Source organism: Rhodomicrobium sp., assembly GCF_047605405.1.
GTDB lineage: Bacteria > Pseudomonadota > Alphaproteobacteria > Rhizobiales > Rhodomicrobiaceae > Rhodomicrobium > Rhodomicrobium lacus.
The window spans coordinates 24,888-43,807 of record NZ_JASGFR010000030.1; the positions used below are offsets into that span (position 1 = coordinate 24,888).

Here is an 18,920-nt window from a genome sequence, read left to right on the forward strand (position 1 = left end):
CCGGTCTGGCGGCGCCCTTCCCCCCTCTTTCGTGGGTATTTTTAAGTTTTCCGTTTTGTTTTCAACGGTAGTCCGAAAGTCTTAGCCCCAATGTCTTAGCTCCGTCGCATGGGAGCTATGCTAAATCTGCGATGTATTCGCGCACCGGAAACGCCTCCGGCAACCGCCATTTGTCCGGTTTTTCGAAAACAGACGCATATCCAAGATTGGGAGGGTTTAGTGACAGACATCGCAGCAGGAAGAGCCTACACGCCTGCCGGGGAAATAAGCCCGGCGGAACAGCGCAAGGTGGTCTTTGCGTCATCGCTCGGGACGGTCTTCGAGTGGTACGACTTCTACCTTTACGGTTCGCTCGCGGCCATCATCGGCTCGCACTTCTTCTCGGGCCTGACCGAGTCCGGTCAGTTCATCTTCGCCCTGCTCGCCTTTGCTGCGGGCTTCTTCGTGCGCCCCTTCGGCGCCATCGTGTTCGGCCGCCTCGGCGATCTCGTCGGCCGTAAGTACACCTTCCTTATCACCATCCTCATCATGGGCCTGTCGACCTTCCTCGTCGGCATCCTCCCCGGCTACAATACGATCGGCGTCGCGGCACCCGTCATCCTGATCGGGTTGCGCCTGCTGCAGGGTCTGGCACTCGGCGGCGAATATGGCGGCGCGGCGATCTATGTGGCTGAGCATGCGGAACCCACGAAGCGCGGCTACCGGACGAGCTGGATCCAGACGACGGCGACGCTCGGCCTGTTCCTCTCGCTCATCGTGATCCTGCTCTGCCGCCAGTTCTCGCCCGGCGATACCGCTGCCGAAAAGGCTGCCTCGTTCGCGGCGGAATACGGCTTCTGGCGCATTCCCTTCCTCGTTTCCATCGTGCTGCTCGGCATCTCGGTCTGGATCCGCATGACCCTGAACGAATCGCCGGTCTTCAAGCAGATGAAGGAAGAGGGCCGCACCTCGAAGGCTCCGCTCTCGGAAGCGTTCGGCAACTGGACCAACGGCCGCATCGTTCTTCTCGCGCTTCTCGGCCTCACGGCCGGTCAGGCCGTCGTTTGGTACACGGGCCAATTCTACGCGCTGTTCTTCCTGACGCAGACGCTCAAGGTCGATCCCTACTGGTCGAACATCATGATCGCGATTGCGCTCCTTATCGGCACGCCGTTCTTCGTGATCTTCGGCTGGCTCTCCGACAAGATCGGCCGCAAGCCCATCATCATGCTGGGTCTGCTGCTCGCGATCCTCACCTACTACCCGACGGGCCTTCTGAAGCCTCTCGGCCTCGGGTCCTATGCCTATCCCGGCGTGTTCGAACTCCTGACCCATGCCGGTAACCCGCAGCTTGCCAAGGCCATCGAGACGTCACCGGTTACGGTCGTCGCCGATCCGAGCCAGTGCCGTCTCCAGTTCGACCCCGTCGGCAAGTCGAAGTTCACCTCGCCTTGCGACGTTGCGAAGTCCTCGCTCGTGAAGGCCGGTGTGCCTTACATCAACGAGACGGGCGCGACCGGCACAGCCTCGATCAAGATCGGCGATACGATAGTGCAGTCCTATGACGCAGCCGGCCCCGACGCGAAGGTTCAGGGCGACCGCTTCAAGAAGGAACTCGCCGAGGCGCTCAAGACCGCGGGCTATCCGGCCAAGTCTTCGCTCGAAGGCGTGAGCTGGGCCGTTGTCGCTCTCCTCGTCTACCTCGTCATCCTCGTGACGATGGTGTACGGCCCGATCGCGGCGATGCTCGTCGAACTCTTCCCGACCCGCATCCGCTACACCGCGATGTCGCTGCCCTATCACATCGGCAACGGCTGGTTCGGCGGCTTCCTCCCGATCACCGCCTTCGCCATCGTGGCCTCGACCGGCAACATCTACGCCGGCCTGATGTATCCGATCATCGTGGCGATCATGACCCTCGTCCTCGGCGTGCTCTTCCTGCGCGAGACGAAGGGCCGCGACATCATCAACTAAGAAAACTTCGCCCCGGGGCTTAGGCCCCGGAGGCTGCCGCTCATTGGGGAAAGCTCGCGTTTTACGCGGGCTTTTTTCGTTTCCGTTAATGCCTCGCAAGGCATCCGCGGTCGTTTGCCGATGCATTGGGCGAGCCCGTGAGCCAACGCGCGAGAAACGCGTTTCCCTTCAATCGCGTTCAGCGCGCCAAAAAATACCGACAGGAGAGGAAACGATGAAACGAATGATCGCGGCAGCCGCGATGACCGTCTGCTTCAGCGGCGCCGCCTGGGCTGCCTGCAGCGGCGGCTCGCTTCCGGACGGTAAGGGTGGATGCTACTACCCGCCCTTCGCATCCGCCGACTGGTACAAGAAGCAGAAGATCAGGGAAGCGCGCATGCGTCGCTTGTGTGCGATGGGCCGGAAATGGGCATGCCCCGGATCGGGCCCCGTGGTGAGATAGGGAGCGACAAAGCGCGGCGGGAGCGTGAGCTTCGAGCCCGCCGCGCGATCTTGACGGGTCTCAGTCCGCCTCCCGGCTTTCGCCCGCACCGACGACGGCCACCGCCGTCATGTTCACGAGGCCACGCACGGAGGCGGACGGCGTCACGATATGAGCGGGCATCGCCGCGCCGAGCAGGATCGGGCCGATGGAGATGGCCGAACCGAGCACCTTGATCGCGTTATAGGCGATGTTGGCCGCATCGAGCGACGGCATGATGAGCACATTCGCCTCCCCTTCGAGCTTCGAATAGGGAAACAGCTCGCGCCGCACACCTTCCGCCAGCGCCATGTCGGAATGCATCTCGCCCTCGGCCTCGACACCCGGTTCGCGCTCCCAGAAAAGTTGCAGCGCCTCCCGCATCTTCTTCGCGCTTGGCGTGTTGCCGCTGCCGAAGTTCGAGTGAGAAAGGAAGGCGAGTTTCGGCGTCAGGCCGAAGCGGGCCACCTGCTTTGCCGCGAGAGAAGCGGCTTCCGCCACTTCCTCGGCGGTCGGGTCGTAGTTGACCTGCGTATCGGCGACGAAGAACGTGCCGGACTCGAGCACGAGCGCGTTCAGCGCGGCGAAATTCCTGACGCCCGCGCGCAAACCGATGATGTCGCCGATGTCCTTCAAGTGCCTGTCGAAGCGGCCGGTCGTGCCGCAGATCAACGCGTCCGCGTCGCCGCGCTTCAGAAGCATCGCCGCGATCACGGTGTTCTGCCGACGCGCGGCGACGCGCGCATCCGAGCGTGTGATGCCCTTGCGGTCGGTGAGACGGTGGTACGCTGCGGCGAGATCGTCGACGCTTGCATCTTCGGTCGGGTCGAACACCTGGAAATCGACGCCGGGCTTCATCGGCAATGCGAGGTCGCGCAGGCGCTCTTCCATGAATTTGCGGCTGCCGACGAGGATCGGCTGCGCGATGCCTTCCGACAGCACCTGATAGGCTGCCTGTAGAACCTTGACGCGGTCGCCCTCCGCGAAGATGACGCGCTTCGGCGCGCGTTTCGCCGCCTCGAACACGGGCTTCATGACGAGGCCCGAGCGGAACACGAAGCGCACGAGCTTCTCGCGATAGGCGGCGAAATCGGCGATGGGGCGTGTGGCGACGCCCGACTCCATGGCGGCGCGGGCCACGGCGGGGGCAAGCCGCGTGATGAGACGCGGATCGAACGGCTTCGGAATGATATAATCCGGCCCGAAATGGAAGCTCTCTGCGCCGTAGGCCGTCAGCACGATGTCATGCGCCTCGGCCTGCGCGAGGTCGGCGATGGCCATCGCGCAAGCCTTCTTCATCGCCTCGTTGATCTCGGTCGCGCCCGCATCGAGCGCCCCCCGGAACAGGAAGGGAAAACACAGGACATTGTTGACCTGGTTCGGGAAGTCCGACCGGCCCGTGGCGATGATCGCGTCGGGGCGCACGGCCTTCACCTCGTCCGGCATGATCTCGGGCGTCGGGTTGGCGAGCGCCATGATGATCGGCCGGTCCGCCATGGTCTTCACCATGTCGGCGGAGACGACGCGCGGTGCGGAAAGGCCGAGGAAGATATCCGCATCGACCAGCGTTTCAGCGAGCTTGCGGAAGTTCGTCGGCTGGGCATAGCGCGCGAGGTAGGGATTCATCTCCTCGGTACGGCCTTCGTAGACCACGCCGACACGGTCGGACACGAAAATATTCTCGCGCTTGAGGCCGAGGCTCACGAGCAGGTTGAGGCAGGCAAGCGCCGCCGCGCCCCCGCCGCAGCACGCGAGGCGCACGCTGCCGATATCCTTGCCGACGAGCTTCAAGCCGTTCAGGATCGCGGCGGCGACCACGATGGCCGTGCCGTGCTGATCGTCGTGCATGACGGGGATCTTGAGGCGCTCGCGGAGTTTCTGTTCGATCTCGAAGCACTCGGGCGCCTTGATGTCCTCAAGGTTGATCGCGCCGAAGGTAGGCTCAAGCGCCGCCACCGCATCGACGAAGCGGTCGGGGTCTTTCGCGTCCACCTCGATGTCGAAAACATCGATGCCGGCGAATTTCTTGAACAGCACGGCCTTGCCTTCCATCACCGGCTTGGAGGCCAGCGGACCGATATTGCCGAGGCCGAGAACGGCTGTGCCGTTTGTGATGACGCCGATCAGATTGCCACGAGCGGTAAGCCGCGCCGCCGCCGCCGGGTCCGCCACGATCTCGTCGCAGGCGAACGCCACGCCGGGAGAATAGGCGAGCGAGAGGTCGCGCTGGGTCGACAGCGGCTTCGTGGGCGTGACGGCGAGTTTTCCCGGCGGCTCGCTCTCGTGATATTCGATCGCGCTCTGCTTGAAATCCTTCGCCATCGGGGCGTTCTCCTGCGGGTGTTTGTCGCCCCACAGCTAGGCCATTCGCGCCGCCTGTTCAATGCGCGCTTGCGCTACGCCGCCGCGCGACTATCAGCCATGCGAGGATAGAGCAAAAAGCGCAATCACACCTTCGGGACGAAGATGAGCCGCTCGACCGGTTCGCCCTCGCAAAGATGCGATACGCAGATTTCGTCGATGTCCTCGACAGTCTTCGGCGCGTACCAGATCCCCTCCGGGTAGACGACGACCACCGGCCCCGCCTGACAGAAGCCGAGACAGCCCGTCACCGTGACGGCGAGTTCCGGATCTTGCAGCGCCTGAATTTTTGCGGAAAGCCGCTCGATCAGCGGCATCGCGCCAGAGGCGGCGCAACTGCCGCGCGGATGCATGGGCGGCCTCTGCTGCGCACAGATGAAGACGTGGCGCTTGAACACAAGCGGCAGGTCGAAGGGTCTGCCTTCGGGGGCGGTTGTGAGGGCTTCGGTCATTCGCTTCTCCTGTACCTGAGCCGCGCGCGGCAGAAGGCAAAGAGCAAGGTTCGTACCGAAAGCCCTCACAGGTGTAGAAAGCGCGAACGGTGGGGAATGTTGCGCTGTGGAGGCCGGGGCGAAAGGCTGGAACTGGACTAATTAAACAAAGCGAATGTTCCGTTCCTGCCAAAATGACGCATGCTGACCGCGCCGCATCGGCGCCCCACGAAGAAAAGGCGGCGTACTTCCGCACACCGCCTGAAAATTCGTGATCCCGCGAGCCGCTATTCCGAAACGATCATGATTTCCGGCGGCCCGGCGTCGTCATCCTCCGCAAGCTCGACGCCCGCGATGCACACGTCGCCGTCGATGATCGCGACGGGGATGCTTTCGAGGCTCTGGAACTTGCACTCGCCTTCGACGCAAAGCCCCGTGCTCGGCTCGAACCGCGCATCATGCTGCATGCAGTGCAGATGGCGCCGCCCGTCCGACACATAGTTTTCGGACTCTTCGTAAAGCGGCCGCTTCTCGTGCGGGCAGACGTTCACATAGGCGTAAAACTTCCGCGCCTCGTCGCGCACGATGAGGATGGGAAAAGGCTCTTCCTTGCCATCCGGTCCGACCTTCGCAAGGGTGAAGGGCTGCACCCAGCCGGGCGCGATGTTCGCCTCGCAAACAGCGTAGACGATGGTTTCTTTGGTCTCGGTCATATGTCGTCCCTGTGCTGGGTTGCGCCATGATCTTTTCGCGATGTGATGCAAGGAGCATGCCCCCGGCGCGCCCTTACCTTAGAACCATTTCAGGCCGGATGCTAATCGTTTGCGCAAGGCGCCCCGCGCAGGCATGGTGCGCTCGCATAGTGTCGGGGAGGAGAGATTTTTTCCGGGAGGGACGATGAGAATTCTGCTGGCTGTTTTTGCTGCGGCACTCGTAGGCGCGCCTGCGCAGGCCGATGCCGCCGAGCCGCTCGAAGCCTGTCTCGACACGGCGAATTCGACCGTCGAAACGCGAAACTGCATCGGCCGCGATTATGAGCGAAACGACGGCGAACTGAACGCGATTTATAAACGGCTTCTCGAAAAATATTCCGCCGACGACGCCGACACCCGCGAGAGGCGGCGGCGGCTGATCGAGGCGCAGCGCTTGTGGCTTCGTTTTCGCGACGCCAATTGCAGTTGGCAGGGCGCCAAGATGATTGGCGGAACGAGCGAAGACCTGATCGTCGCCGGATGCTTGAACGATATGACGAAAGACCGGACCAAGGAATTGAAGGCGGACTGATGCAAGAAACGCCCATGAAAGGCGCCCGCGAAACCGGCGGAGCCGTGGCCGGCGATTCCCTTCCTGCTGGCGAGCGGCTGCCGCCCGCCTCGCCTCTGCAGGATGCGGTCGAATACCAGCGGCCGCCGCTGACCGCCACGTTGGGCCTGATCGGCGTCATCCTCGCCGTCTATCTGTGCGAAGCCGTGTTCCGCATCGCAGGAAGCGGCACCCTCTTCGATCCCGGAATCGCGACGCTCGTCGCGCTCGGCGCGCTCGACAAGAGCCTCGTCGTCGAAGGCGGCCAGTGGTGGCGGCTCTTCTCGGCGCCGTTGCTGCATGGTGGCGTGCCGCACCTTGCCTTGAACGGCCTCGCGCTTCTTTTTGCTGGCGCTGCGCTGGAGCGCGTGGTCGGCCCCATCTGGTTCGCGGCGATCTTCGTGGTCGGTGCGCTCGGCGGCGGGCTCGCCTCGCTCGCTATCAACGCGGCGGATCTGATTTCGGTCGGCGCGTCGGGCGCGATCATGGGTCTGTTCGCGGCGGCACTCGTCGTTGCCTACCGCTTCCCGAAGCAGTCGCGCCAACGGCGGCTGATGCTGTCCGGCTCGCTCGGCGTGCTCATCCCTTCGCTCATTCCGCTGTTCGACGGGCTGTTCGGGCAACGGATCGACTTTGCTGCGCATATCGGCGGCGCGGTCGCGGGGGGCATCGTGGGAGCGACGCTGCTCGGCCTCTGGCATCCGGGCAGCGAAGCGCCGCCGCATCGCAAGACGGCCCTTCTTGTGGCGGTACTCGGCCTGTGCGGCGCGATATTCGCCGCTTCGCAGGTCGCGGCGACCTACAGTTCGCAGAGCCTGGCCGTCTTCATCATCCCGGATGCAAGGCTACCCAAGGGCATGGACGAGATCCGGACCCGTTCGACGGAACTTCTCGCCGAGTTTCCGCGCGATCCCCGCTCGCATATCTACCGCGCCGTCACCCTGCAAGGCGACAACGACAATGCCGGCGCGGAACGCGAATGGCGCGCGGCTCTTGCCGACCGCGAGATGCTGCGGACATTCTTCAAGCCCGAGCTTGAGCATCTGATCCGGGTGAACCTTGCCCTGCTCCTGAAGGATAGCGGGCGGCGGGCGGAGGCCGCCGAGATGGCAAGCCCGGTCTGCGCCTCCAGCGGCGAACGCCAGATCCTTCTCGAAAATGCGGGGCTTTGCCCGCGATAAGGGCAAGGTCCAGCGCGGACGACGGATCGCGGACAAGAGACGTCAGCGAGGCTGGATGCTGCTCCACCCGTTGACGGGATTGACATCGACGGCCACCTCGACCTCATGCTCGCCACCGCCGAGCAGCACGCCGCTGACGGGACTGACATCCTGAAAGTCGCGCCCGAAGGCGATGGCGATATGCTCCTCGCCGGGGATCATGTTGTTCGTCGGGTCGAAATCGACCCAGCCGATTTCCGGCGACCAGACCGAAATCCACGCATGGCTCGCATCCGCGCCGACAAGCTTCGGCTGCCCGGCGGGCGGATAGGTGAGCAGGTAGCCGCTCACATAGCGGGCGGCGAGGCCCATCGTCCTCAGGCAGGCAATTTCGAGATGAGCAAAGTCCTGGCACACGCCGCGCCGGATGCGGAGCACCTCCTCTACCGAGGTCGCGGCATCGGTCGCGCCGCTCTCATATTTGAAATCGCGGTTGATGCGCGCCGTCAGATCCTGCACGGCTTCAAGCATCGGGCGGCCTTCCACGAAGCTCGACCGCGCAAATTTGTGGATGTCGCGCGACGGGCGGATGAAACGCGACGGGCAGGAATACTGGATGGCCTCGAACGTCTCCGGGCCGAGATTGGCGCGAAGCTGCGCGGCGACGTCGTTCCAGCTTGCCGTGCGGTGCGTATCGATCGGCGCGGGCGCGAAAACCTCGACCTGCGCGCGCGAATGGATCAGCAATTCGCGGTGATCCTGCTCGATGGCGATGAGCGAGACGGGATTGCCGAAATCGTCGATCATCTCCGCCTTGGAGGCGGGTGCCGGATCGATGATGAGGCTGTGCCGCGAGACGGTCTGGCGATAGTGGGAGCGGGGCGTCAGGTGCAAGACATGGTGGGACTGCGAAACCGGCGCCGAATAGCGATACGTCGTTCGATGGCTGATCTCGAAATTCATGAATGGCTACCGAAGCGGGTGTAGACGCGCCGAAGCTCGTCTTCGGTCAGGTTGAAGTAACGGCGCGTAATCGCTTCGGAAAGCTTCGGCAAGCCCGAAATCAGGGCGCCCAGCAACTCCTGAAGCTCGACGCGCCGGCCGGACGCGTCGGCATGCTCAAGGCTCGCGACCTTTGCAAGGCGAACCTTCGTCAGGAGTTCAAGAATGAGCCGCTGTTCTTCATTGTGCGGCGCATGGGGCGACGCCTGCGGCAGCGCCTGAAGATGATCCGTGATCGCGCAGAGCTGGAAACCGATACCGCGCGGGTTCGCCTCGTCCACCATGAGGAGGTCGAGCACGAGCGAGAGGATCGGCGCGAACAGATAGCGCTGGCGGAAGGTGATGGTGCTGTCCGCCACGTTCAGCACGAAGAAGAGGCGCGCCGTCTCGTCGTCCTCGCGCCGCACTTCGCCGAACAGCGCCAGAAGCAGTTCTGCCAGATTATAGGCGCGTTCGAGCCGCCGCCCGATGTCGGTAAAGCGCCAGCCGTAGTTCCGCGTCATGTTCTCGGCGGTCAACCCGTTGAGCGACGCCATGGTGACGATGCCCGCGTTAAGCCTGTCGAGCAGCTTGACCGAGTCGGAGAGGTCGTTCGCCTGCGGAGACGCGATGCTCGAGAAGCGGAGCAGCGTCTGCCACACCTCCAGCGAGAGGCGCTCGCGCACGATGCTGCCCACGCGCAGCATGTTGCTTTCGAGGCCGGGCAGGCTGTGCGAGCGCCCGGGGGCAGTCATCAGCAGACGCACCGACTGCTCGATGGCGCGCGGATCGTGGCCGATCCCTGCCGCCGAAGCGGGTTGATCCTTCGACAGGATGAGTTCGAGCGCGCGCCGTCCGCCCGCACCGATGGGCACCGTGCCGGAGTCCTCGGAGCGGCTCAACGCGCCGCGCATGAGACGCATCACCCAGTCCGCGCGCTCGCAATAACGGCCGAGCCAATAAAGGTTGTCCGCGATGCGGCTTCTGAGGCCGATGCCCGCGCGCAGCACGCGCGCAACCTCGGCGGCCGGGCGCATCAGCGAGATATGGGGCGGCATGACATCGTCGTCGGAGGCGATCCACACGTCGCGCGAATGACCGTCGCGCGCCGACATGGCGACGCCCGGCGTTCCGTCGAGCGACATGGCGAGACCGCCCGGCATCACGCGATAGTCGCCATCGATGCCGGCCACGAACAGCCGCATCGCGAAGCGGCGCGATGTCAGCCCTTCGGCTGTCCAGGACGGCGCATAGGCGCTGTCCGAACGCTCCTCGGCCACATAATCCTGCCCGTTCACGTCGAGTTCGAAGCGCAGCGCGTCGAGCGCCTTGGGCGTCAGCGTTTCGAGCATGATGCCGACTTCCGCGCGGCCCGGGCGCCCCGTGCCCTCATGCGCGTGGCGGATCACGAAGCGCTCGGGATGCGCGAACACATAGACGCGCGATTCCATGTCGCCGAGCCAGCGGCGGTGCGTGTCGTGGAGCACCAGATCCTGCCCGAGAAGCGCGCGGCTGATGTCGGGCAGAAGCGGCCCGAGCCCCCGGTTCTCCATGATCGACGAGCCGAGGAAGTTCATCATCAGACGCGGATTGCGTCTGAGCGCCTGCACGAGCCCGACCGGACCGGCAAAACCGTTCGGATCGAGTTCGAGCGGATCGCAATGCGAGCCTTCCACGCAGCGGATGATGAGATCGATGGGCTTCAGCCCTTCGAGCGTCTTCATGTACACGCGGCTGCCGATCACGCGCAGATCGCCGCCTTCCACAAGCTGGAAGCCGAGATAGCGCGAAAGATAGGCGTGGCTGAAATAGTCGTCGTGCCGGGGACCTGGGGTCAGCAGGGTGATGAGCGGGTCGTCGCGCTCGATGCGCTGCAGAAGTTCGGTCTGAATCTGCTGGAAATGCGAAGCGAGCCGGACAGCGCGACAGTTTCGGAAGACGTCGCCCATAAGCTGGCCATGCAGCAGCCGGTTCGCCAGAGCAAATCCCACGCCCGCGGGCGTCTCGGCATGCACATCGATGATGCGCCATTCGCCGCTTGCGTCCCGTATGAGGTCGGCGGCGAAGAAATTGATGAGATGCCCGGTGTTTTTCGGCTCGCGACAGGCGCGCAGGAAGGCCGGATCGCTGAACACGAGACGCGGCGGCACACGACCCGAACGAAGCAGGATTTGCGAGCCGTAGAAGTCCTTGGCCATCATGTCGCAAAGCTGCGCCCGCTGGATGAGGCCGCGTTCCAGCATCGCCCATTCGCCGGCCGAAATCATGATGGGAATGAGGTCGATCGACCAGGGCTGGCGGCTGCCGGGCTCGGCGAAGAGGTCGTGCGCTATGCCGTTCTCGGCGACGAGGCGGCGAAGCCGCTCCTGACGCTGCGCCTGCTCATCAAGGGGAATTGCGCCGAAAGCCTCGGAAAACGCGCGCCACTGAGGCCGGATTCTCCCGTCGGCATCGATGGCTTCGTCGTGCCCGACCGTCGGCGGCGTGTAGGCTGCAAGCAAGTCCTGCGGCATAATAGGATTTTGCACCGTGCTGCTCATGGCCTGCACTTAAGCTTCCCCCGGCATTGCCGGAGGACACCATCCGTTTCGGTCGATCATTTCGCCCCCAAGCGGCCGTGGAATGCTTCCAGTTTCACCCAATTGTAACATTCCTTCCGGGGCTTCGCCAGCGTGGCGGTTGGAAACGCTAATAATGTTGCGCCTTCGGCAAAAAATGATTGCCGTCGGATGCGACAAGGCGGCGCGGGTTGCGTGCGCCCGCTTTCGAGCCATTCCGCTCCAGCCTGGCGTTTCGGTCGCAAGAAAATCGACGGCGCCCGTCGTTCGACAAACCGGGATAAAACAAACAAGTTTCATTGGGGATCTGAGCCCGCATCATCTGCGCGCTCCATGACAAGCCCGAACGCCAGGTGATCGAAAACCGGCGCCAAAAGAAATCCCCAACGCAAAAGCATTGGTGATGGCAGCCGCTCTTCAAGAAAGGAGAGGCCGCCCCAAGTCGCTAGTGGAGCGAATTTGACATTTGAGTCCCGGCGGCCGCAGCTCTCGCTCAAATGTCAAATTCAAAAGCTCCACTAGAATCATGATGTTGCTAGTGGTCCTTTCGATTCCGACATTTGCTCGCAAGCGTACTGCAAACGGATGCAAATGCCGGGATCGGACCGCTAGAACAGCTTCAGGCCCGGAGGCAGAGGCAGACCCGCCGTCAGCGCCTGCATCTTCTCGGCCATGACCTGCTCGGACTTCTGCTTTGCGTCGTTGTGGGCGGCGACGATCAGATCTTCCAGAATTTCGGCTTCCTCCGGCTTGATGAGGCTCGGATCGACGGACAGGCCGGCCATCACACCCTTGCCGGTGAGCCGCACGCGGACGAGTCCGCCGCCCGAGGTGCCTTCCACCTGCATGGTCTCAAGCTCGGTTTGCAGCTCGGCCATCTTGGTTTGCAGTTCTTGTGCCTGCTTCATCATCGACATGATGTTTTTCATCAGGAAACCTTCTCCTTGGTTCGGTTCAGAAGCCTCGGCCGAAGCCCGGAACCCATTCTTGCTCAACGACCGATCCGCGCCGGACGATCCGCCGGGCGCTCTCAATCGAGCTTTCGCACGTCCGTTATCTCGGCATCCGGGAAATGATGAAGAATGCTCTTCACCGCAGGATGCTTGCGAATCTCTTCCTTGGCCTGCGCCTTTTCGTCCCTCATGCGCGCGCCGAGCGGGGCAAGCCCGCGCTCCTCCGAGAGCGAAACGATCCAGCGCTCGCCCGTCCAGGCTTGCAGTTTCTTCGCAAGCTCGGGAGCGAGCGACTGCGGCGCGCCTTCGAGAAGATGCAGTTCGAGAAAGCCAGAGCCGAATTTCACGAGTTCGACCTGTTCTTCAAGCGCGATTTTGAGCTTGATGTCGCGGGTGGCCGCGGCCTCGGCAACGATATCCTCGAAAGAGCCGAAGCGTGGGGCGGTTTCCTCCGGGGCCTGAACGACGCGCGCGACAGCCTGTGCCCCTTCGTTTCCTCGCGAGGCGATTGCGCGGGGGCGCGCGGCATCGAAACCGGCGTTCGGCGACGGCGCGCCTTGAGCCGAATCGCGGACTGCGGCTCGTTCGCCGCCCTTCAGATCGCCGATGACATCGGCGGGTGACGGCAACTGCGCCGTATAGCACATGCGGATGACGAGCATCTCTGCTGCCGCAAAGGGACGCGGCGCGCGCGCAGTCTCATCGAGCCCCTTGAGAAGCATCTGCCAGGCAACGGCGAGGCGGGGAACCGGAAGCGCCGCGGCGAGACGGTCGGCGCGCGCGCGATCATCGGCCGAGAGGTCCGGCGGATAGGCGCCCGGAAGTACCTTGAGGCGCGACAGCGCGTGCACCGCGTCGGCGGCGTCGGAAATGATCAGTGAAGGGTCGGCGCCCCGCTCGTTCAACGCCCCGAGTGCCGTGAGCGCGCCAGCCGCATCGCCATCGAAGATGCGCTCCAGCAGATCGAAGATCGCGGCGCGGCCCGAGAGCCCGAGCATGTCGAGCACCGAGGAGGCGGTGAGGCGGCCTTCGGCCATGGTCAGCGCCTGATCGAGCAGAGACAGCCCGTCGCGCACGGAACCTTCCGCCGCCCGCGCGATCAGCGCCAGCGCCGCTTCATCGGCGGCGTAGCCTTCCTTTTCGAGGATGTGCGCGAAGTGGGCGGAAAGAAGCTCCGGCTCGACGCGGCGCAGGTCGAAGCGCTGGCAGCGCGACAGGATCGTGACGGGGACCTTGCGGATTTCGGTCGTTGCGAAAATGAACTTCACATGCGGCGGCGGCTCTTCGAGAGTCTTCAGAAGCCCGTTGAAGGCGGACTTGGACAGCATGTGAACTTCGTCGATGATGAACACGCGGTAGCGCGCGGCCGCAGGCTTGTAACGCACAGCCTCTATGATCTCGCGGATGTCGTCGATGCCGGTGTTGGAGGCGGCGTCCATTTCGAGCACGTCGACATGGCGGCTCTCCATGATGGCCTGACAATGGCGGCCGAGTTCGGCGATGTCGAGCGTCGGCCGGTCCGGCAGACCGTCGCGCTCGTAATTCAGCGCGCGGGCGAGGATGCGGGCGGTCGTGGTCTTGCCCACGCCGCGAACGCCCGTCAGCATGTAGGCCTGCGCGATGCGGTTCATCGCGAATGCGTTGCGCAGCGTGCGGACGAGAATGTCCTGACCGATGAGATCGTCTAGCGTGTGCGGACGGTATTTGCGCGCGAGGACGAGATAGGATTGCGCCTTGCCCGAAACTTCGGAGGTGGGGAGCGCCGAGGCGTTATCGCTGTTGCTCATGTCCCAGATCCGGCAGGCGGACCGTCATGCGCCCGATCATGGTGCCGCGACGGCGGCATCAAAGCCTTCTGTCGCAGAAGCAACTGCGACGACCGCCAACAACAAGGCGGAAAAAGAAAAGCCGCGAAAGACGGCAGTGAGAGGCTGGACAGCAACCCGCATCGGATTCGTTAGGGCTGCTTCCTTCCGGACCTGACCCGGTTGGCGAGCGATACGCCTGCGCCAACCTCCCGCCCCTTATATCGCCGTTTCGCGCGTCTCTGGCAAGAGGGCTTTGCGTGTCGCCTTGGCCGCGCGCTTTTTTTCGCATTTGCAGCCGGGCCCGCATGGCGGCTTCTTCGTGCATTTCTGCCGTTTCCGGCGGCCACGGCCATTTTCATCCGTGCGGCTGAGGCTCCTCCAATGAGCTTTCAACCGTGCGTGGAACGCCTTCGGCTTCTCCGCGTAGAGCTGCTTCCCGCGCTCCTTCGCGTCGGCCAGCAGCGCGGCCTGCTTCTCATCGATAAACCGCAGAAGCGTATTGACGTCGGAAGGCGAGCGAAACACCGCGCGATTTTGCTCGATCATGTCGCGCAACACCGCGAGGTCGTGATGGAGGCCGAGCGCGTCCGAAAGCGTCTTGGCAAGTTTCGAGCGGGCCTTCGCTTCCCTTGGCCACGCCGTTCTCAGAAGCAGCGTTTGACGCCAATGGCGCTGCACCTGTTTTCGCCACTCGTGGAGATCCTCGGCGTGTCCGGAAGCGAGCGCTTTCTTCATCGCGCGGCGGCCGCGCTTGTATGTTCGCACCGCGGCGCCGAGCAAATCCTTTACGGAAGCGTCGCCGAAATCGAACTGGAAGAGACCCGCTTTCGCCTTGGCGACTTCCGCGATGGCATTCCCGATCTTTTCGGAAACCGCCCGCTCCAACGCATTCCCGCGCCTTGCCTCAAGCCATGAAGACAGATCGGAGAAAAGCCTTTCGTGGGAAGCGCCCGCGAATTCCGCGCGGAGCGTTTCAGCCGCGCCCACGGCCACCTGCGCGTCGCGGCTGGCGGAAAGAAGCCGTCCCGCATGCGAAATCAGCCCCTGCGCGGTTCGGGCCGCGTCGCCTCTATCTGCCGCTTTCACGAGAGCGATGAGCGCGCGGGTACGTTTGAAATGACGCCGCGCCGCATGGACGGCCGTTTCGTCGTGCTCGGCAGCCATGAGCCTTTCAATCGCGGCGTCCAGTTGCTCGCAGCCTACCGAAGGAACCGATTGGCTCAATGGCTCGAACAGATTTAGGCGATAATTCACTTGAGTATGCTCTGGACGAGGGATTGTTTTTTCAAAATCGGGTTTGCATGCCGGCTCGTCAAGCGGCTGAAGCCCTATGCCGCCTTGAGCATCGGCTCGGGGATCTTTGCCGGTTCGCGTTCGCGGTCGCCCTGACGCCAGTGCAGGATTTCGATCCGCCCCTCCGCATGTTCGACTATGGCTGTGCAGTTTTCCGTCCAGTCGCCGCAATTCAGATAGCGGACGCCATCGATCAGCCGGTCGGCAGGATGGTGGATGTGACCGCACACGACGCCGTCGAAGCCGCGACGCTTTGCCTCGCCCGCGAGCGCCACCTCGAACTCGTCGATGAACGCAGCCGCCGCCTTGACCCGCGTCTTGACATAGACGGAGAGCGACCAGTGACCGAAGCCGAGCTTGCGCCGCAGAAAGTTCAGCGGACCGTCGCACCACAGCACGAACTCGTAGGAACGGTCGCCGAGAAAGCGCAGCCACTTCGCGTAGCGCACAACCACGTCGAATTCGTCACCATGCAGCACGAACAGCTTGCGGCCGTTGGCTGTCGTGTGCACGCAATCGCGCGCGATCTCGATGCCGCTGAAGCTCATGCCGCAATAGGCGCGCAGCGCCTCGTCGTGATTGCCGGGCACATAGACGATGCGCGTGCCGGATTGCATGCGCTCCAGAAGAAGTTGCAGGATTTCGTCGTTGCCGCCGGGCCAGATCACGCCGCGCTTCAGGCGCCAGAAATCGATGATGTCGCCGACGAGGTAAATCGTCTCGGCGTCGTGGTTTCTCAGGAATTCGATCAGCCCGTCTGTCTTCGCGGCGCGCGTGCCAAGATGCAGATCCGAAAGGAAGAGCGCGCGATAACGCTTTTCGCCGAACCGGATCACCGGCACGTTCCGAAAGAAGCCATGCATAAGCGTGTCCCTCATCCCCTTGGCTTACGTTGGAGAGAAAACGGCACTTGCATTGCAACCGTGTGACAGCCGGACCTTTCGATTGCGCGGCCCACAACGTGCCAGGGTGCGGGCGAGAAAGCCGCAGGCAAGCCCCCTTCCCTGTCCCGGTTCGCCGCGTGACGCGATCCGCGCGACGCCCCTTGCATCTTGACGCGCGCGCCGTAATTTTGGGCGCAAGCGAAACGCCCGACCCCGCAGAGTCGATCTGGAGACCGCATGTCCGCCACCGAACCCGATCCGAACGAAGAATTCTACCGGGGCCTCAGAAAGCCCAGCATCGCCGCCGAGATCCTTTCCGAAGCGCTCCCCTACATGCAGCGCTACGATCAGGCGACCGTCGTGATCAAGTATGGCGGGCACGCGATGGGCGACGCGAAGCTCGCGGAGAGTTTCGCGCGCGACATCGTCATGCTGGAGCAGGCGAGCGTGAAGCCGGTGGTGGTCCATGGCGGCGGCCCCCAGATCGCGAAGCTTCTGGCGCGCCTCGATATCAAGAGCGAGTTTTCAGGCGGCCTCCGCGTGACCGATGCCGCCACCGTCGAAGTGGTCGAGATGGTGCTCGCGGGCTCCATCAACAAAGGCATCGTGGCGGAGATCAACGCGCTTGGCGGCCATGCCTGCGGCATCTCCGGCAAGGACGGCAATCTGATGATTGCGAAGAAGCTCACGCGAACCGAGATCGATCCCGATTCGGCGATCGAGCGCGTGGTGGACCTCGGCTTCGTCGGTGACCCGGAGGAAGTGAACCCTCGCATCGTGGAGGTTCTCGCGCAGAACGAGATCATCCCGGTGGTCGCGCCCCTGGGCCTCGCGCGCGACGGCACGACCTACAACATCAACGCCGACACGTTCGCGAGTGCGCTCGCGGGCGCGCTGAAGGCGAAGCGGCTGCTTCTTCTCACCGACGTGGCGGGCGTGCTCGACAAGAACAAGAAGCTCATCCATCGCCTCACCGTAAGCCAGGCGCGCGCGATGATCGCGGACGGCACCATCTCCGGCGGCATGATCCCGAAGGTGGAAGGCTGCATCAACGTCATCAAGCAGGGCGTGGAAGGCGTCGTGATTCTCGATGGCCGCGTGCCGCATGCGGTGCTGCTGGAGCTGTTCACCGAGCACGGCGTCGGCACGCTGATCGAGCGGGACTAGGAGAAAAGGCCGGGGCGACCCGGCCTTTTCTTTGCAAGGGGTGCCTGTCGTGCGAGCCGAAGCTTGACGCGTAGCCGGATCGGGGCAGGCGCACTATATGTGGCGTGCGGGCGCGCGACGCCGCGCGAAACCGAGAGTAAAGTTTTGTCCGACGAATCATCCATGCGAGGGAGCGCAGGCGCCGCCCACTCTGACGCCCCTGCCATCACGGAGGCGGAAGACGCCGACGCAGCCGCCACAACGCTCGTCGAAGCCGCAGCAGAAGCGGGCGCGCTCGCCAAGGCCTTCGCCGAGACGCGGCTCTGGATCTTCGACCTCGACAACACGCTCTATCCCGCCGAGTGCAACCTCTTCGCGCAGATCGATCAGCGCATGTCGGGCTTCATCCAGAAGCTGCTCGGGCTCGACCACGCGGCGGCGCGGAAGGTGCAGAAGGATCTCTATTATCATTACGGCACCACGCTCGCGGGGCTGATGGCCGAATATGGCGTGAAGCCCGAAGAGTTCATGGACTACGTCCACGACATCGACCTCGCGCCGGTCTCACCCATGCCGGAGCTTGACGCCGCCATCGCGCGCCTCGAAGGCCGCAAGTTCATCTTCACGAACGGCTCGGCCCGCCATGCCGAACGCGTGGCGGCGAAGCTCGGGGTGCTCGACCGCTTCGACGGCATTTTCGACATCGCGGCTGGCAATTATGTGCCGAAACCGAAGCCGGAAAGCTTCGGCGCCTTCATGCGCTATTGCGAGGGGGGCGACTGCAAGGCGGCAATGTTCGAGGATCTGCCGCACAACCTCGAAGCGGCGCACGCGCTCGGCATCAAGACGGTGCTCGTCCGCTCGGATTATCTCGACCACCCGTCGCAGCACGCGCTCGCCGCCGCAACCGCGCTGCCGCCCTACATCCACTACGAGACGGACGACCTCACGCGCTTCCTCGACAGCATCGCAGGGAATTAAGGCTGGGCGCTTGCCAACCGATCAAACCGTCACGCTTTTGACTTCTTTACAATTTTCTTATCTTGCTTCGGCCAAGAGATTTCACGCCGATAATCAGCGTGCTCCAATAGCTCCGAAGCTATTTTATGCGCGGGGAATGTAATTAAGACGATCTGAAGCCCAGCCTTGCGCGCATGCTTCATTGCGGGAATACAATCTGTGTCGCCCGACACCAAGATGATCCGGTCAATTGCCTTGCTGGCAGAGTAAGACGCGATGTCGAGACCGATGCGCATATCCACGCCCTTCTGTTCAAAGTCGGGCTTGAAATCGTCGTCGTTCAGTTTTTCTGAGATTGGAATAGAGATCGGCTTGAAGCCTCGAAATTTGAGAACGCCGAGCCTTACGGCGAAAAGATCTTTTTGCGCAAGGATATGAAGCCAACCGTCGGACCCCTTGAATTCTTGCATATCCCCTGAAACCGGCTTTTTATGGCTACCGATATAGGGTGCGCAGTCATAATAAAGTACGCGAAGAAGCTCTTCATCGTTTCCAAGGCAGTTATGAGCAACCTTTTCTATAAAGTCTGGATTGTAATGAAATCCGGACGCCTTCGCTAAAACGCGAATGTGCCCACCATCGATAAATATCGCAACTCTCATGATAGCAA

16 protein-coding genes and 1 other RNA gene are annotated in these 18,920 nt (G+C 63.1%); 6 read left to right on the forward strand and 11 right to left on the reverse strand.

Annotated features, from left to right (window positions below):
• The first annotated feature begins 219 nt into the window (after window positions 1-219).
• A complete protein-coding gene (locus QM659_RS12550) occupies window positions 220-1,953 on the forward strand; it encodes an MFS transporter (RefSeq protein WP_415188660.1) in 1,734 nt (577 codons plus the stop codon).
• A 214-nt stretch (window positions 1,954-2,167) separates the two neighbouring features.
• Window positions 2,168-2,395, forward strand: coding sequence for a hypothetical protein (locus tag QM659_RS12555; RefSeq protein ID WP_415188661.1), 228 nt, complete (start codon window positions 2,168-2,170; stop codon window positions 2,393-2,395).
• Between the two features lie 60 nt (window positions 2,396-2,455).
• On the opposite strand, the gene QM659_RS12560 is transcribed toward QM659_RS12555, so the two are convergent.
• The 3 genes from QM659_RS12560 to QM659_RS12570 all read right to left on the reverse strand — a co-directional run bounded on the left by QM659_RS12560 (window position 2,456) and on the right by QM659_RS12570 (window position 5,918).
• Window positions 2,456-4,735: an NADP-dependent malic enzyme gene (locus QM659_RS12560; protein WP_303487647.1), complete on the reverse strand. Its 2,280-nt coding sequence runs from the start codon at window positions 4,733-4,735 to the stop codon at window positions 2,456-2,458.
• A gap of 125 nt (window positions 4,736-4,860) precedes the next feature.
• A complete protein-coding gene (locus QM659_RS12565; protein WP_415188662.1) occupies window positions 4,861-5,226 on the reverse strand; it encodes a (2Fe-2S) ferredoxin domain-containing protein in 366 nt (121 codons plus the stop codon).
• A gap of 266 nt (window positions 5,227-5,492) precedes the next feature.
• Window positions 5,493-5,918 carry a Rieske (2Fe-2S) protein gene (locus QM659_RS12570; protein ID WP_415188663.1) on the reverse strand — a complete coding sequence of 142 codons (426 nt, stop codon included), beginning with the start codon at window positions 5,916-5,918 and terminating at the stop codon, window positions 5,493-5,495.
• A gap of 184 nt (window positions 5,919-6,102) precedes the next feature.
• Between QM659_RS12570 and QM659_RS12575 the strand changes: the two genes are divergently transcribed.
• Both QM659_RS12575 and QM659_RS12580 read left to right on the forward strand, forming a co-directional pair.
• Window positions 6,103-6,489 carry a lysozyme inhibitor LprI family protein gene (locus QM659_RS12575; protein WP_164729776.1) on the forward strand — a complete coding sequence of 129 codons (387 nt, stop codon included), beginning with the start codon at window positions 6,103-6,105 and terminating at the stop codon, window positions 6,487-6,489.
• Between the two features lie 14 nt (window positions 6,490-6,503).
• Window positions 6,504-7,688 (forward strand): rhomboid family intramembrane serine protease, encoded by a 1,185-nt coding sequence (locus QM659_RS12580; protein ID WP_415188664.1) that lies wholly within the window; start codon window positions 6,504-6,506, stop codon window positions 7,686-7,688.
• Between the two features lie 42 nt (window positions 7,689-7,730).
• On the opposite strand, the gene QM659_RS12585 is transcribed toward QM659_RS12580, so the two are convergent.
• The 7 genes from QM659_RS12585 to QM659_RS12615 all read right to left on the reverse strand — a co-directional run bounded on the left by QM659_RS12585 (window position 7,731) and on the right by QM659_RS12615 (window position 16,123).
• Window positions 7,731-8,630 carry a transglutaminase family protein gene (locus QM659_RS12585; protein ID WP_415188665.1) on the reverse strand — a complete coding sequence of 300 codons (900 nt, stop codon included), beginning with the start codon at window positions 8,628-8,630 and terminating at the stop codon, window positions 7,731-7,733.
• The gene (locus QM659_RS12590; RefSeq protein WP_415188666.1) at window positions 8,627-11,176 is read right to left on the reverse strand and encodes a circularly permuted type 2 ATP-grasp protein; all 2,550 of its coding nucleotides are present in this window, start codon (window positions 11,174-11,176) and stop codon (window positions 8,627-8,629) included. Before QM659_RS12590 ends, QM659_RS12585 begins: the two co-directional genes overlap by 4 nt.
• A gap of 638 nt (window positions 11,177-11,814) precedes the next feature.
• Entirely contained in the window at window positions 11,815-12,135 is a 321-nt protein-coding gene (locus tag QM659_RS12595; protein ID WP_127075131.1) for a YbaB/EbfC family nucleoid-associated protein, read from the reverse strand.
• A gap of 101 nt (window positions 12,136-12,236) precedes the next feature.
• Entirely contained in the window at window positions 12,237-13,946 is a 1,710-nt protein-coding gene (locus tag QM659_RS12600; protein ID WP_415188667.1) for a DNA polymerase III subunit gamma/tau, read from the reverse strand.
• Window positions 13,947-14,081: 135 nt separating this feature from the next.
• An RNA gene (ffs, locus tag QM659_RS12605) (signal recognition particle sRNA small type) lies at window positions 14,082-14,178 on the reverse strand.
• Window positions 14,179-14,183: 5 nt separating this feature from the next.
• Window positions 14,184-15,221, reverse strand: coding sequence for a CHAD domain-containing protein (locus tag QM659_RS12610; RefSeq protein ID WP_415188668.1), 1,038 nt, complete (start codon window positions 15,219-15,221; stop codon window positions 14,184-14,186).
• Window positions 15,222-15,295: 74 nt separating this feature from the next.
• On the reverse strand, window positions 15,296-16,123 hold the full coding sequence (locus QM659_RS12615) for a UDP-2,3-diacylglucosamine diphosphatase (protein ID WP_415188669.1): 828 nt from the start codon (window positions 16,121-16,123) through the stop codon (window positions 15,296-15,298).
• Between the two features lie 258 nt (window positions 16,124-16,381).
• On the opposite strand from QM659_RS12615, the gene argB reads away from it, so the two are divergent.
• Window positions 16,382-17,311, forward strand: coding sequence for an acetylglutamate kinase (gene argB, locus QM659_RS12620; RefSeq protein ID WP_181952102.1), 930 nt, complete (start codon window positions 16,382-16,384; stop codon window positions 17,309-17,311).
• Window positions 17,312-17,473: 162 nt separating this feature from the next.
• Window positions 17,474-18,271, forward strand: coding sequence for a pyrimidine 5'-nucleotidase (locus tag QM659_RS12625; RefSeq protein WP_415188670.1), 798 nt, complete (start codon window positions 17,474-17,476; stop codon window positions 18,269-18,271).
• A 29-nt stretch (window positions 18,272-18,300) separates the two neighbouring features.
• Here the strand turns inward: QM659_RS12625 and QM659_RS12630 are convergent.
• The coding region (locus QM659_RS12630; protein ID WP_415188671.1) for an NYN domain-containing protein at window positions 18,301-18,920 on the reverse strand (620 nt) is incomplete at its 5' end.

Bases quoted from the DNA above. Each gene is read 5' to 3' on its own strand.
- QM659_RS12555 (WP_415188661.1), top strand. From the start codon at position 2,168: ATGAAACGAATGATCGCGGCAGCCGCGATGACCGTCTGCTTCAGCGGC.
- QM659_RS12560 (WP_303487647.1), bottom strand. From the start codon at position 4,735: ATGGCGAAGGATTTCAAGCAGAGCGCGATCGAATATCACGAGAGCGAG.
- QM659_RS12565 (WP_415188662.1), bottom strand. From the start codon at position 5,226: ATGACCGAAGCCCTCACAACCGCCCCCGAAGGCAGACCCTTCGACCTG.
- QM659_RS12570 (WP_415188663.1), bottom strand. From the start codon at position 5,918: ATGACCGAGACCAAAGAAACCATCGTCTACGCTGTTTGCGAGGCGAAC.
- QM659_RS12575 (WP_164729776.1), top strand. From the start codon at position 6,103: ATGAGAATTCTGCTGGCTGTTTTTGCTGCGGCACTCGTAGGCGCGCCT.
- QM659_RS12580 (WP_415188664.1), top strand. From the start codon at position 6,504: ATGAAAGGCGCCCGCGAAACCGGCGGAGCCGTGGCCGGCGATTCCCTT.
- QM659_RS12585 (WP_415188665.1), bottom strand. From the start codon at position 8,630: ATGAATTTCGAGATCAGCCATCGAACGACGTATCGCTATTCGGCGCCG.
- QM659_RS12595 (WP_127075131.1), bottom strand. From the start codon at position 12,135: ATGAAAAACATCATGTCGATGATGAAGCAGGCACAAGAACTGCAAACC.
- QM659_RS12600 (WP_415188667.1), bottom strand. From the start codon at position 13,946: ATGAGCAACAGCGATAACGCCTCGGCGCTCCCCACCTCCGAAGTTTCG.
- QM659_RS12615 (WP_415188669.1), bottom strand. From the start codon at position 16,123: ATGCATGGCTTCTTTCGGAACGTGCCGGTGATCCGGTTCGGCGAAAAG.
- argB (WP_181952102.1), top strand. From the start codon at position 16,382: ATGTCCGCCACCGAACCCGATCCGAACGAAGAATTCTACCGGGGCCTC.
- QM659_RS12625 (WP_415188670.1), top strand. From the start codon at position 17,474: ATGCGAGGGAGCGCAGGCGCCGCCCACTCTGACGCCCCTGCCATCACG.